At 33.8% G+C, this 14,077-nt stretch carries 14 protein-coding genes; 11 read left to right on the forward strand and 3 right to left on the reverse strand.

Annotated features, from left to right (window positions below):
• Window positions 1-7: 7 nt before the first annotated feature.
• A complete protein-coding gene (locus R2Q59_RS10780; RefSeq protein WP_316785508.1) occupies window positions 8-1,234 on the forward strand; it encodes a nucleoside permease in 1,227 nt (408 codons plus the stop codon).
• A 20-nt stretch (window positions 1,235-1,254) separates the two neighbouring features.
• Window positions 1,255-2,130, forward strand: coding sequence for a TIM barrel protein (locus tag R2Q59_RS10785; RefSeq protein WP_316785509.1), 876 nt, complete (start codon window positions 1,255-1,257; stop codon window positions 2,128-2,130).
• Here R2Q59_RS10785 and R2Q59_RS10790 read toward each other — a convergent pair whose 3' ends face one another.
• From R2Q59_RS10790 to R2Q59_RS10800, 3 genes are read right to left on the reverse strand one after another with little or no spacing between them, the layout of a single operon-like run.
• Window positions 2,131-2,874, reverse strand: a complete 744-nt coding sequence (locus tag R2Q59_RS10790; RefSeq protein ID WP_316768769.1) for a YdcF family protein — start codon at window positions 2,872-2,874, stop codon at window positions 2,131-2,133. It lies immediately after the preceding gene.
• 41 nt (window positions 2,875-2,915) lie between these two features.
• Entirely contained in the window at window positions 2,916-3,281 is a 366-nt protein-coding gene (locus tag R2Q59_RS10795) for a YtxH domain-containing protein (protein WP_316785510.1), read from the reverse strand.
• 54 nt (window positions 3,282-3,335) lie between these two features.
• The gene (locus tag R2Q59_RS10800) at window positions 3,336-5,135 is read right to left on the reverse strand and encodes a lamin tail domain-containing protein (protein ID WP_316785511.1); all 1,800 of its coding nucleotides are present in this window, start codon (window positions 5,133-5,135) and stop codon (window positions 3,336-3,338) included.
• A gap of 49 nt (window positions 5,136-5,184) precedes the next feature.
• Between R2Q59_RS10800 and R2Q59_RS10805 the strand changes: the two genes are divergently transcribed.
• The 9 genes from R2Q59_RS10805 (at window position 5,185) to R2Q59_RS10845 (ending at window position 13,992) form a co-directional block, all read left to right on the forward strand.
• Window positions 5,185-6,177 (forward strand): aspartate-semialdehyde dehydrogenase, encoded by a 993-nt coding sequence (locus R2Q59_RS10805; RefSeq protein WP_316785512.1) that lies wholly within the window; start codon window positions 5,185-5,187, stop codon window positions 6,175-6,177.
• A gap of 176 nt (window positions 6,178-6,353) precedes the next feature.
• Window positions 6,354-7,763, forward strand: coding sequence for a D-alanyl-D-alanine carboxypeptidase/D-alanyl-D-alanine-endopeptidase (dacB, locus tag R2Q59_RS10810; protein ID WP_316785513.1), 1,410 nt, complete (start codon window positions 6,354-6,356; stop codon window positions 7,761-7,763).
• A 116-nt stretch (window positions 7,764-7,879) separates the two neighbouring features.
• Window positions 7,880-8,389 carry a GNAT family protein gene (locus R2Q59_RS10815; protein WP_316785514.1) on the forward strand — a complete coding sequence of 170 codons (510 nt, stop codon included), beginning with the start codon at window positions 7,880-7,882 and terminating at the stop codon, window positions 8,387-8,389.
• Window positions 8,390-8,770, forward strand: a complete 381-nt coding sequence (locus R2Q59_RS10820) for a DoxX-like family protein (RefSeq protein WP_316768780.1) — start codon at window positions 8,390-8,392, stop codon at window positions 8,768-8,770.
• Window positions 8,771-8,805: 35 nt separating this feature from the next.
• Window positions 8,806-9,258 carry a hypothetical protein gene (locus tag R2Q59_RS10825; RefSeq protein ID WP_316785515.1) on the forward strand — a complete coding sequence of 151 codons (453 nt, stop codon included), beginning with the start codon at window positions 8,806-8,808 and terminating at the stop codon, window positions 9,256-9,258.
• A 49-nt stretch (window positions 9,259-9,307) separates the two neighbouring features.
• The gene (locus R2Q59_RS10830; RefSeq protein ID WP_316785516.1) at window positions 9,308-11,266 is read left to right on the forward strand and encodes a beta-N-acetylhexosaminidase; all 1,959 of its coding nucleotides are present in this window, start codon (window positions 9,308-9,310) and stop codon (window positions 11,264-11,266) included.
• Window position 11,267: 1 nt separating this feature from the next.
• Window positions 11,268-11,945, forward strand: coding sequence for a DUF6498-containing protein (locus tag R2Q59_RS10835; RefSeq protein WP_316785517.1), 678 nt, complete (start codon window positions 11,268-11,270; stop codon window positions 11,943-11,945).
• Window positions 11,945-13,462, forward strand: a complete 1,518-nt coding sequence (locus R2Q59_RS10840) for a glycosyltransferase family 39 protein (protein WP_316785518.1) — start codon at window positions 11,945-11,947, stop codon at window positions 13,460-13,462. Before R2Q59_RS10835 ends, R2Q59_RS10840 begins: the two co-directional genes overlap by 1 nt.
• A gap of 86 nt (window positions 13,463-13,548) precedes the next feature.
• Entirely contained in the window at window positions 13,549-13,992 is a 444-nt protein-coding gene (locus R2Q59_RS10845; RefSeq protein ID WP_316785519.1) for a DoxX family protein, read from the forward strand.
• The last annotated feature ends 85 nt before the right edge of the window (window positions 13,993-14,077 follow it).

Here is a 14,077-nt window from a genome sequence, read left to right on the forward strand (position 1 = left end):
ATATAAAATGAACTCAACTATCCGCATTAAACTCTCACTCATGATGTTCCTAGAATTTTTTATCTGGGGCGCATGGTTCGTAACGCTAGGTACATTTTTAGCTAAAAATTTAAACGCTTCAGGTCCAGAAACTGGCTCAGTATTTTCTACACAATCATGGGGAGCAATCATTGCACCATTCATTATTGGGTTAATTGCAGATCGGTATTTTAATGCTGAAAAAATTCTTGGTGTTTTACATATTCTTGGCGCCATATTAATGTATCAAATGTATAATGCAGCTGATATTTCGGTGTTTTATCCTTACGTTTTAAGTTACATGATTTTATATATGCCAACATTAGCGCTAGTAAATTCAGTATCATTTAATCAAATGAAAGATCCTGAAAAAGAGTTCTCGAGTATTAGAATTTGGGGTACATTAGGTTGGATTGCAGCAGGATTACTAATTAGTTTCGCTTTCCATTGGGATTCTCAAGAAGGTGTAAAAGATGGCCTGCTAAGAAACACATTCTTAATGGCAAGTATTGCTTCAATTGTTCTTGGTTTATTTAGCTTCCTGTTACCAAAAACACCTCCAAAGGGTAAAGGCGAAAAGGTTACTATTTCTGATATTTTAGGATTGGATGCTTTAAAACTATTGAAGGACAAGAATTTCCTAATCTTCTTTATTTCATCAATATTAATCTGCATTCCGTTGGCGTTTTACTATCAAAATGCCAATAATTTCCTTACAAATGTTGGAATGGATAATCCTACTGGAAAAATGACAATTGGACAAGTTTCAGAAGTATTGTTCCTTTTAGCTTTACCTATCTTCTTTAAAAAGTTTGGATTTAAGAAAACGATATTAGTTGGTATGCTTGCTTGGGCAATTCGCTATGTGTTGTTTGCATATGGCAATGCTGGGGAATTAAGCTTTATGCTGATTACAGGAATAGCCCTACACGGAATTTGTTATGATTTCTTTTTTGTTTCTGGTCAAATTTATACCAACTCAAAAGCAGGCGATAAATTTAAAAGTGCAGCTCAAGGCCTAATTACTTTAGCTACCTATGGAATAGGAATGCTAATTGGATTTATGGTAGCAGGTCAAATTACTGAAATGTACAAAGTTAATGGAGCTCAAGACTGGAAAATGGTATGGATTATTCCTGCTGGCATTGCTTTTGTTGTATTTTTAATATTCGCATTGCTATTTAACGACAAAACAAAACCTGAACCAGAAGTATAATTAATATTTAATCCCTTACGATGAATTCTAGAAGAACATTTTTAAAACAAACCGGTTTATTAGCCGCAGGTATAGCAGTTGCACCTTCCTTTGCTTGTACTTTACCAAAAAAACATCCCATTGGATTACAATTATATAGTTTGAGAGATGTTATTAAAAACGATATAAAAGGTATTATTTCTAAAGTAGCTGCGATTGGTTATAAAGAAGTAGAAACTTATGGATATTCTAAAAAAGGTGGTTTTTGGGGATTAGATGCGAAAGCGTTTAGTATTTTATTAAAGGATAACGGTATAAAAGCCCCAAGTGGGCATTATGATTTAGATGATTTTATGTCGGGTAAAACCAGCGATAGTTTAAAATTATGCATAGAAGCAGCAAATATTTTAGGTAGTGAGTATGTTACTGTTCCATGGTTAGGTGTTAACATCAGACAAACAGCTGATGACTACAAAAAAATTGCACAGAAATTAAATGAGGCTGGTAAACTTTGCAAAGCTTCTGGGCTAAAACTTGCATACCATAACCATGATTTCGAATTTGCCAAAATAGGCGATACGACAGGATATCATATTATGTTAAATGAAACCGACAAAAAATTAGTTGATTTTGAATTGGATTTATACTGGGCAGTAAGATCTGGAAATGATCCATTGGCTTTATTTAAAGCTTACTCTGGTCGTTTTACCATGTGGCATATTAAAGACATGGATAAGAGCAAAAGTTCATTTAATACTGAAATTGGACAAGGCGCTGTTGATTTTAAAGGTATTTTTAAAGGCAATAAACAATCTGGTGTTAAACATTATTTTGTTGAGCATGAAACTAATTACAAACCAAATGAATTAGGTTCTATAAAAACTAGTTTTGATTATGTGAATAATGAGCTTTTATAATTAAGCTCTAAACCTATCAACTAATAGACCTATCCATTCTTTAAAAAGTAATTCCCAGTTGCTTAAGGCTTCAGCGCTGGGAATTACATAATTAGAAAAATCATAACTAGTTTTTCCAATATAATTTGTTGGATAAAACGCTACTTTCTTAAAGTATTTCGAAAAGGCGATACGGGCTCTTGGTATGTGCCAAGCACTGGTTATAACCATAACTTTAGCATCTGTATTTATCTTTTTTATTAATAAAAAACTCAAAGAAGCATTTTCTATTGTATTTCTACCTTGGTTTTCAATCAAAATATCAGCTTCTGGAATACCTATTTGCTTTAAGTAGTCAAAAACTAAATCTCCTTCCTTAACTGTTTTATCGATTAAATTGGCGCTTCCACTGGTTACCAAAATTTTGTTAATTCCGCCAGACTTATATAAAGAAATAGCTTGAAAAAGTCTATCTCCTGCCCAGCCAAATTTGATTTTATTATTCCTTTCGTTAATGTTCGAGAAACCTCCTAGAACTATGCCAACATCAACTTTCTGGTCTGGAGGATATGGTGATTCATACAGATTAAAAAACTTCCCTACAATAAAAGAGTTGGAGAAAAGTACCAATAGAACCAAACCTGTAATTAAAAGTCTTTTACGTCTTTTAAAATTCTTTGTGCAAATAGCGAGAACAAATAAGAAAATAACCCAAACTAATGGCTTAAGTAGAAACAATAAAATTTTAGACAATACAAATACCATAGCAGCAATTTATCCTTTAAAATTAGGATTTTAAATTGCTTTTAAATAGGCTGTTCGTTATGATGTTCTCCATTATGGAATTCATTTATCAATTCCTTAATGTCTGATTTTTTTCTTTTTTGCGTAGTATGCACAAAGTGAGGGACCTCTGGAGCAACAGCTGGTTCTATAACTTCATCAACACCAAAAACTCTTTCTTTTAAAGACCCATAAGAGTTTTTAATGCCTTCACCTAAACCTTTAGCTTTATCGCCGATTGCTCTTCTAGTATCAGCTCCACTTTCTGGCGCAAATAAAATGCTAATTACTGCTCCCGCAGCTAATCCTGCAATTAATGCAACCGCAACCATTCCGTTGTTGCTCTCTCTTCTGTTTAAAACTTTCGATATAATTTTTCCGTATTTCATAAGACAAGATTTTTTTTAAAAACAACAAAGTAATTTTTATATTGTTTAAAAAATCTAAAGTTTAGCAGCTAAAACACAAGTCTGTTTAAAACTTTCTGTTTTTCCACTTAAAGCAAACGTATCAAACTTGATAACATAAATACCAATTTTACTTTGCTGACCAGCATCATTTAAACCATCCCAAGTAAAACTTCCAGCAGTTGCGATTGTAGTATTTAGCTCTAGTTTTCTAACTAATATTCCTTTATCCGTGTAAATATTAACGTTAGCCAAATTACCATTATTAACAAAACTATAATCTATTTGCATCAAGTCTTCAAATCCATCGCCATCTGGCGAAAATGTTTTGCTAACTAAACTAATTTTATTTTTAGTGAGAGCTGCATTTTCTTCTTGCGAATTTCTATAAGTTGGTGTTGCAAAACCAGACGATTTTGCGGCGGATTTAAAGTTTCCTAAAGCATTTGCCTCTTTTGAAAAGGAAGTTCTCTCCAATGAAACCCCATCGCCATCTTTCAACAATGCAATGTGCATACCCTCATCGTAATCGAATCGCTCTAACAAACCTATTGTTCCAAGTAAAACTACCGAGCCTTTATCGTTATTATAGGAAGGGAAACTGCTCATTTGTACAAATTGGTTTGGGAATTTTGCATTATAATGTTGCTTAACAACAGTTGGATTTGTTGTTAATACCCAATAAGTTTTTGCTGGCATATAAACTGAAGCGCTACTTACATTCTTGATACTTGCTGGAACTCCAGTCGCATCAATATTAGCTAATTGCAACTCCTTTAAATCTAAAGTTTGATTGGTGTTGTTGTATATTTCTACAAAATCTACGCCTCCAGTTCTTGGGTTAGATAAAACTTCACTTATTAAAACATCGCCTTTTTTAAGCGTATAAGGTTTCACATAAAAGAATGTTGCTGTATTATTTGCTCCTATTTGGTTTCCCTTTAAATCCCTTACACCCGTAACGGTTAACTTATAATCGCCCGATGGCAAAGCCGATGCAAAAGTTAGTTTGTAAACATTTGCAATGGAAGTAGCCGTTACACTTGTTGGCGCACTTAAGTTAGCTACAGCATAATTGTTAGCCATCAAGGCTGATGAAGGTTGCAATCGTTCAGAGAAAACTACTTCGACATTCAATTCGTCGAGCACTTTAGCGCTTACCAAAGTTGGAGGGGTAACATCTGGCGTTAATTCTGAAACTGTAAAATCATCAAATATAAAACCAGTAGAACGAGTGGCTGTATATTCGCACCGCACACCAAACCAATCTGAATTTGTATATGTTAAATCTGTAACGCTGCCCTCTAATGCATAGTTTGTTCCGCCAGTTATATCGGTAAACAATTCCCACTTTCCTACATCATTTCTAGTCACTTTTATTCGAGCTAAAAGTGTATTTACATCTACTCTTGTTTTAGCTGGACCATCAATAATCTTAGTAACCGTTGCTCCATTTTGCCTATACAAATCATAACTATCTGTGCTTCCGCTCTCTCCTATTTGGACAAAATATCCATTTAAAGGTGCATTTAAATCCTGATTATCAGCAATTAAATAAATTTTTGCCTCGTTACTTGTGGATGGGTCAAAATTCATTTGCACCAAAAATTCGCACTTAACATTTAAAGCTAAAAGATTTGATGTAACCAAGCTAACTGTTTGACCAGTAGAACTTAAAGAGGTTTGCAATTGCTTTGATGAGTTAACATTAAACAACGAATTACTGCCAACCCAAGCAGGATTTGAAGTAAAATTCCCATCAGAAAAGTCGTCAACAACTTGTGCTGATGTAAGTTTAACGCTTAAAAGCATTAAAAAAAGTAAAGTTTTTCTCATATTTGGTAGATATTAAGAATTAACTAAATATAATAAAAAAACAGAAAAAATGAAAGTTGCAGTAGTAGGTGCCACAGGTTTAGTAGGCACTGTAATGTTAAAAGTATTGGAAGAAAGAAATTTCCCGTTAACTGAGTTAATCCCAGTTGCATCTGAAAAGAGCGTTGGTAAGTTAATTACGTATAAGGGTAAACAGTTTCCAATCGTTAGCATGGATACTGCGATTGGAATGCGCCCTGATATTGCCTTATTTTCTGCTGGTGGAAGCACTTCGTTAGAACACGCACCACGATTTAAAGAAGCTGGAACTACTGTAATTGATAATTCTTCTGCTTGGAGAATGGACCCAGCTATCCCTTTGGTTGTGCCTGAGGTAAATGCTCACATTTTATCATTGGATAATAAAATTATCGCTAACCCAAATTGCTCTACTATACAAATGGTGGTTGCTTTAAAACCATTACACGATAAATATCGCATTAAACGTGTAGTAGTTTCTACCTATCAATCGGTTACTGGCACAGGTGTAAAAGCAGTTGACCAAATGATGAACGAGCGTAAAGGCATTTACGATGGCGAAATGGCTTATCCATATCAAATTGATTTAAACGTTATTCCACAAATTGATGTATTTACAGAAAATGGATACACTAAAGAGGAAATGAAAATGATTAACGAAACCCGCAAAATTATGGGCGACGAAAATATTCGTTTAACAGCCACTACAGTTCGTATTCCAGTAATGGGTGGTCACTCTGAATCGGTAAACATTGAGTTTGAGAACGATTTTGATTTAGCAGAAGTAACCTCATTATTAGAACAAACTGCTGGAATAATTGTGGTAGATGATATTGCAAACTTAAAATACCCAATGCCAAAAGATGCACACGAAAAAGACGAAGTTTTTGTAGGTCGTATTCGTAGAGATGAATCTATGCCAAACACTTTAAACATGTGGATTGTTGCTGATAACTTACGCAAAGGTGCAGCTACAAATGCTGTTCAAATTGCTGAGTATTTGGTAAGAAAAGAGTTAGTATAACAGTATATAAATATTTGAAAAATCAAAAAAGTGATGTATTTATGCATCACTTTTTTTATGTAACATATTGTCATAATCTAAAAATTACATATAAAAACGAGATTATAATCTAAAAATTATATATAAATTTTAGATTAGCTAATGAGATAACTAAGCTTTTACCATAAAGATTTAAAATGAAGTCAATTAAACTATCCATATTATTAATCGCGTTATCACTTAACGTTTTTGCCCAATTCCCCATTGCAAAATTAGAGCAAGCCTACCAAAACTTAGTTAACGACGAACAAGCAAAATATGCCATTACATCTCTTTGTGTATTAGATGCGCAAAGCGGAAAAGTGATTTTTGCTAAAAATGAAAATATCGGATTGGCGACTGCTTCTACTTTAAAAACCATTACATCGGCTACAGCATTTAGTGTTTTGGGTAAAGATTTTAAATATCAAACTACTTTAGCCTACAGTGGAAAAATTACACCTGATGGAACCTTGCAAGGAGATTTAATTATCATCGGCGCTGGAGATCCAACTTTAGGCTCTTGGCGTTATGAGCAAACCAAAGAAAATGCAGTTTTAAATCAATGGGTTAGTGCCATTAAAAATGCTGGCATTAAAAAAATAGAAGGTACCATAATTGGTGATGATAGTTTATGGGGCACCCAAACAATGCCCGAAGGTTGGATTTGGCAAGATATGGGGAACTATTATGGAGCAGGAAGTTCGGCTTTAGCTTGGAGAGAAAATCAATTTGACATTCATTTAAAACCAGGCGGTAGTATTGGTGCTGATGTTAGCATTCAAAAAACTGTTCCAACAATGCCATATTTAAAAGTTATTAATGAACTAAAAACAGGTTCATCTGGCTCGGGCGATAATGCTTATGCTTATTTACCTCCATTTGGCAATTTGGCTTATTTACGTGGCACTTGGGGAATGGGAATTAGCAAAACAGGAATTTCTTTGGCAATGCCAGACCCAGCTTTTGATGCAGCTTATCGTTTACAGGACACCTTATTAAGGTTAAATATTACAAGTTCTAAGGAAGCTACAACGGCTAGAAGGTTAGGGTTGGAAGGAAAAACATTACCAAACGTATCACAAAAAATAGCAACGGTAAGTTCACCAACTTTGAGTGAAATCATTTATTGGTTTAATAAAAAAAGTGTAAACCTTTATGGCGAACAATTATTAAGAACTATCGCTTGGAAATTAGGCAAAACACCTAGTACAAGAAACGGAGCATCATCGGTTATTAATTTTTGGTCGGCAAAGGGAATTGACAAAAATGCTTTGAATATTTTAGATGGCAGTGGGCTTTCTCCTGGAACAAGGGTTACCACTTTAGCAATGGCTTCTATATTATTTCAAGTGCAAAAAGAAGATTGGTTTGCTGCTTATTATAATTCTTTTCCAGATAACAACGGAATGAAATTAAAAAGTGGTAGCATTAATGATGTTTCAGCTTATGCTGGATATTTTACCGATGTAAAGGGGAACAAGTACATTGCAGTTATCAATATTAATAATTACAATGGCTCTGGCATTAGTAAAAAATTGTTTAAGGTTTTGGATGCTTTGAAATAATCTTTGTCATTCAGAGCGAAGCGAAGAATCTATTAGGTAAATTCATCACGTTAGATTCCTCCCCGATGTTAAATCGGGACAAGCCAAAGTCGGAATGACAAAACTATATAATAACTATGAACTTCAAACTTCGCCCCTTTCAATTAAGTGACTTACAAAGTTTGGTTAAACACGCCAATAATTATAATATTGCCAAAAACTTAAGTAATAAATTCCCCTTTCCTTATACTCAAAATGACGGCATTGCTTTTATCAACTTAGCATTATCGGCTACGCCTCAAGAAATATTTGCGATAGTGGTTAATGGTGAAGCTGTAGGTTCTATTGGCGTACATCCGCAAGCGGATTTTTACTGCAAAAATGCAGAAATGGGCTATTGGATTGAAGAAGAATATTGGGGCAATGGAATTGTTCCTGAAGCCATAAAGTTAATGGTTAGTTATGGCTTTAAAACGTTTAACATTACCAGAATCTTTGCCAGAACTTTTGACACGAATATTAAATCGCAGAGAGTTTTAGAAAAGACAGGTTTTACTTTAGAAGCAGAATTAAAAGAAACCTTTTACAAAAACGGAACAGTTTACGATGAAATGATTTATGGCATTAGAAAACCAGTAAATCTTTAATTGAAAAAGTCTATTTCATATTTCTTAACACTATTTATAGCCATTGTATGGCTTGTGAATGGTTTATTTTGCAAAGTTTTAAATTTCGTGCCAAGGCATCAAGAAATTGTAGCAACGATTTTAGGAAATAAGGTTGCACCAAATTTAACAATGATAATTGGTTTATTAGAAGTTGCAATGTTCTTTTGGATTTTAACCAAGATAAAAGCTAAAATTTGTTCAACCTTACAAATTCTTATCATTGGCACTATGAATGTTTTAGAATTCTTTTTAGCTCCAGATTTATTGCTATTCGGAAAATTAAACATCGTTTTTGCTGCAATGTTTATGGTGCTGATTTTCATCAATGAGTTTTATTTAAGAGATAGAAAATATTTTTAAAATACTTATCTTCAATATTTTAAACTGAATTAACCATGAACTCTAAACTAATTATTAAAGCAGGTTTACTGGCAGGAACTTTAGATATCATCGCTGCATTTTTAAATTTCTATTATAAAACAGGAAAAAATCCAACCATAGTTTTAAAATATATTGCCAGTGCTATTTTTGGTAAAGAAGCAATGGCAGGTGGTATTGAAATGATACTTACCGGACTATTATTACATTTTATCATTGCTTTTATCTTTACTCTTTTCTTCTCTGTTATTTACAAAATGCTTTGGTCCTGGTTGAAAAACATAATTTTAATCGCCATTTTATATGGAATATTTGTTTGGATAGTTATGAATTTAGCTATTGTTCCCTTATCTAAGGCTTCACAAATTCCATTTTCTTGGTCTGGCCTAATTACCAATATAATTATTCTAATAGTTTGTATTGGTTTACCCCTTTCTTATCTATTCCGCAAAAACAGCCAAGCTATTTAAGCTAAATTTAATAAATTGCGATTTCAAATTTAATCGGCAAATCCCTATTATGAAATTCATTGCTTCATTCATTTTTCTATTATCCATCAATTTCATTGTTTTCGCTCAAGCTATAGAAGGTAATTCAGAAACTCCTACAGATTTAGAAAGTTTTGCAAACAACGAAATTGCAATTATACCAGCACCAGCAAACTTAACTAAGCTGGCGGGACATTTCGTTTTGCCTAATAGCATCACTATTCAAGTGGGTAAGTCTCCAGAATTAAAACAAACTATTGCCTTTCTACAAGAGCGCCTTTCAATACCTACAGGATATCACGTAAATGTTATCAATCCACTAGCAGCTAATCCAACTATCAAATTAATTATAAATGATACAGAAGATGCAAGTATAGGTACTGAAGGATACCATCTTTCTGTTGGGGTAAAACAAGTAGTAATTAGAGCTAACAAACCTGCAGGTTTATTTTATGGCGTACAATCGTTAATACAATTATTGCCTAAAGAAATAGAAAGCAAGGAAGAAGTTAAAGGTGTTAAATGGGTAATGCCTTGTGTTGAGGTCACTGATTATCCGCGTTTAGGTTGGAGAGGTTTAATGTTCGATGTAGCAAGACATTTTTTTACCAAACAAGAAGTAAAACAGTATATAGATGCAATGGTGCGCTATAAATACAATATTTTACACCTGCATTTAGCTGACGACGAAGGTTGGCGAATTGAAATTAAAGGTTTACCAAAGTTAACTGAAGTTGGTGCTTGGAATGTAAAACGCATTGGCACATTTGGAGATTTTATTACGCCTACAGCTGATGAGCCAAGAAATTATGGTGGTTTTTATACTCAAGAAGATATAAAAGAATTGGTCGAATATGCCAAAGCTCGTTTTGTAAATATTATGCCTGAGATTGATGTGCCTGGACACAGCTTGGCAGCCATTGCTTCTTACCCAGAATTATCATGTACACCAGAGGCGATAAATTATAAAGTACGTAGTGGCGAAAAGATTATGGATTGGAGCCGAGGTGCGCCACCTTTAGGTCTGGTAGACAATACGCTTTGTCCGGCAAATGAAAAGGTTTACGTGTTTTTAGATACTGTATTTTCTCAAATTGCTAAGCTTTTCCCTTTTGAATACATCCATGTTGGTGGCGATGAAGTTGCCCGTAATTTTTGGGAGAAGAATGACCAAATTAAGGAGTTGATGAAACGTGAAGGCTTAAAAACCATTCCAGAAGTGCAGGCTTATTTTGAAAGAAGAGTAGAAACTATCATTCAATCTAAAGGTAAAAAATTCATGGCTTGGGATGAGGTTTTAGAAGGCGGTGTTTCGCAAACCGCAGCCGTAATGAGTTGGCGCAATATGCAACATGGTATTGATGCAGCAAAGGCTGGTCACGAAGTAGTGATGAGCCCTACTCAATTTGCCTACATAGATTACATGCAAGCTGATGCGATTACAGAACCTAAAGTTTATGCTAGTTTACGTTTAAGTAAATCTTATGAGTTTGACCCTGTTCCTGCAGGTGTAGACCCGAAATTTATCAAAGGTGGACAAGCCAATTTATGGACTGAACAGGTTTATAACATTCGTCAGGCAGAATACATGACTTGGCCGAGAGGTTTTGCCATTGCAGAATCGGTTTGGTCGCCAAAAGAGAAAAAAAACTGGACTAACTTTTTTGCTCGTACTGAAGAACATTTTAAACGTTTAGATATTGCTGAAACTAAATATGCTCCAAGTGTTTACGACCCTATTTTTACGGTTAGAAGAACTGCGGATAGAAATTTATTAATTACGTTAACAACAGAGGTTGAAGGTTTGGATATCTATTATAGTTTCGACAATTCTTTCCCTGATAGATTTTATCCAAAATATACAACCCCATTAGTTCCTCCTGTAGATGCTAAAGTTTTAAAAGTAATAACCTATAGAGGTAAAACTCCAGTTGGCAGAATGATGAATATGCCAATTGAAGAATTAGAAAAAAGAGCAGGCAAAAGGTAACATGAATAAAGCGCAACGAAATATCAATATCATTATGATGCTTTTATTTAGCGCCTATGCCATTTATAGCATAATTTATAATAGTGCCAGTATATTTTTTATCATTTACTTATTTTGGTTTGATGAGTTAATCCGCAATGTATCATTACTTATTCAAGTTAGAATGCATAGAGAAGACCCTAAAAATATTAGGGAATTTACAAGGCAAAAAGCCATCAGCAATATTAAAACAAGATTTTTCTTTCTTTTTATCTATTCTGTTTTTATTGTTTTGGTATTTGGTTTGTTTTTCCATTTAGCCCAAGACGAGAAAGATGCTCTAATTAAAAATGTTCAAATATTTATGTTCCATGATATTTCATTTAACGTTTGTTTAATGATAGCTATTGTGCGAGAAATTCTCCAAATCAGGTCAACATCATTGCGTAGAGATGAACCCATTCCAACATTTACTGCAATGAGTGGGCACCTGATAACCCTTCATTTATCTATCATTTTTGGCGCTTTTTTATGGGCGTTTACCAGTGGGAAATTTGTAAACTTTAGTTTTAGCTTAGGTCTACTTAATAAATACGCCATTATATTACCGTTTTTCTTGATTAAGTTTCTGGTAGATTTATATGCTATTAATCACAGCGAAAAAGACAAAACAGTGCTAGACACCTTACAAAATCACTAATGAAAAAAGGAACCATTTTACTCTTGTTATTTATATTATTAAAAATGGTTTTGCATTATGTGGTCATCAACCCTGTTTATGAGTTGCAACGCGATGAATTTTTGCATTTAGACCAAGCAAAACATTTAGCATGGGGATTTCATTCTGTTCCGCCAGTAACTTCTTGGATTTCTTGGCTGATACTTCAATTAGGTAATTCTGTTTTTTGGATTAAGTTCTTTCCAGCCTTATTTGGAGCACTAACCTTACTTGTAGTTTGGAAAACAATAGAAAGTTTAAAAGGAGGTTTATTTGCCTGCACACTAGCCGCTACAGGTTTGCTTTGTTCGGTTTTGTTAAGGATAAATATTCTTTACCAACCCAATTCCTTGGATATTTTATGTTGGACGTTAATTTACTTTAAATTAATTCGTTTCATCCAAACTAATAATTACAAGTGGCTGTACTTTCTAGCCATCAGCTTTGCTATTGGATTTTTAAACAAATACAACATTGTTTTTTGCATTTTGGGATTATTACCCGCACTATTATTAACTAAACACAGAGCATTATTCTTAAAAGCTCAGTTTTATTACGCCATTCTTTTAGCATTGGCATTGATAAGTCCAAACCTGATATGGCAATTACAGAATGATTTTCCTGTATTAAAACACATGAAAGAATTGGCAGATACACAATTAGTTCATGTAAACAGAATGGATTTTTTAAAAGAACAGGTTTTCTTTTTTATTGGGTCTATCTTTATTCTTATCGCAGCTTTCATTTCTTTTTTCAGCTATGCTCCATTTAAACCTTATCGTTTTTTGGCAGCTGTTTATATTTTTACGATAGCGTTATTTATCTACTTCAAAGCAAAAGATTATTATGCAATTGGCTTATATCCTATTTTCTTCGCCTTTGGTGCTGTTTATTTGAGTTTGCTGTTGGATAAAGGCTGGAAGATTTATTTACGTTATTTGGCTTTTGCGATTATCTTATTTTTCTTTTATGGCCTGTTAAAAACATCAATGCCAATATATACACCAGAAACGTATGTTAAGAATGCCGAACAACATAAACCATTCAGTGAGCATACATGGGAAGATGGCAAAAAACATCCAATATCTCAAGATTTTGCTGACATGTTAGGTTGGAAAGAATTAGCAGCTAAAACTGATTCTATCTATAATAGCATCCCCGATAAAAAAAGCATTTTTATCCTTTGTGATAATTATGGCCAAACTGGTGCGATAAATTATTATTCGAAAATTAAAGGTTTACAGGCTAATTCATTTACTGATGATTATGTAAACTGGTTAGATTTAGACAAAGAGATTAAAACAGTAATCAGAATAAAGACTGTGGAGAATTTAAATTCTACAAGGGACTTATCCTTATTTGAAACGATAAAGAATGTTGGAACAATAGAGAATAAGTATGCAAGGGAAAAGGGAACTCAAATCATCCTGTTAAGCAACCCTAAAGTTGACCTTGCCAAATTATTAAGGAAAGAGCGAGCGGCGGGGAATTTAGATTAGGAGTTAAAACATTCATTACCAGCAAATAAATTTGCAAATCTCAATAATTTTTGTAACTTCATATAGCTTAGAAAAGGAGGTTTATCATGAACGTTATCCAAAAAGTTGAGCATTGGGGCGATGCCCATCACGCAAAATGGTTAGATGTTGTTCGCATCGTATTAGGCTTAATAATTTTTACAAAAGGTATTTCGCTAATTAGCGATACTGGTCCACAGCAAGAACTCTTGTTAAAAAATAATGTTTTTGGTTTCTCAGAAATGATGTCGAGTGTTGCCATTCATTTGGTGGCTTTTGCACATTTGGTTGGCGGCATTTTAATCACCATTGGTTTGGTTACTCGATTTGCCGTAGTTATTCAAATTCCTATTTTAATTTGTGCCATTTTATTTGTTAATATTTCAAATGGCTTTTCTGGTTTAAATTCAGAATTGTGGCTTTCTGTAATTGTTCTATTTCTTTTGGTTCTATTCTGGGTTGTAGGCTCTGGTCCATTTTCTGTTGACCAGCAAATGAGAAGAAAACGTTAAAAATTTCGGTCGGTGAGACACCGACCGATAGACAAGTAATTTTGTCATTCTGAACGAAGTGAAGAATCTCACCTGAGAATTCATT

Source organism: Pedobacter frigiditerrae, assembly GCF_032678705.1.
GTDB classification, from domain to species: Bacteria; Bacteroidota; Bacteroidia; order Sphingobacteriales; family Sphingobacteriaceae; genus Pedobacter; species Pedobacter frigiditerrae_A.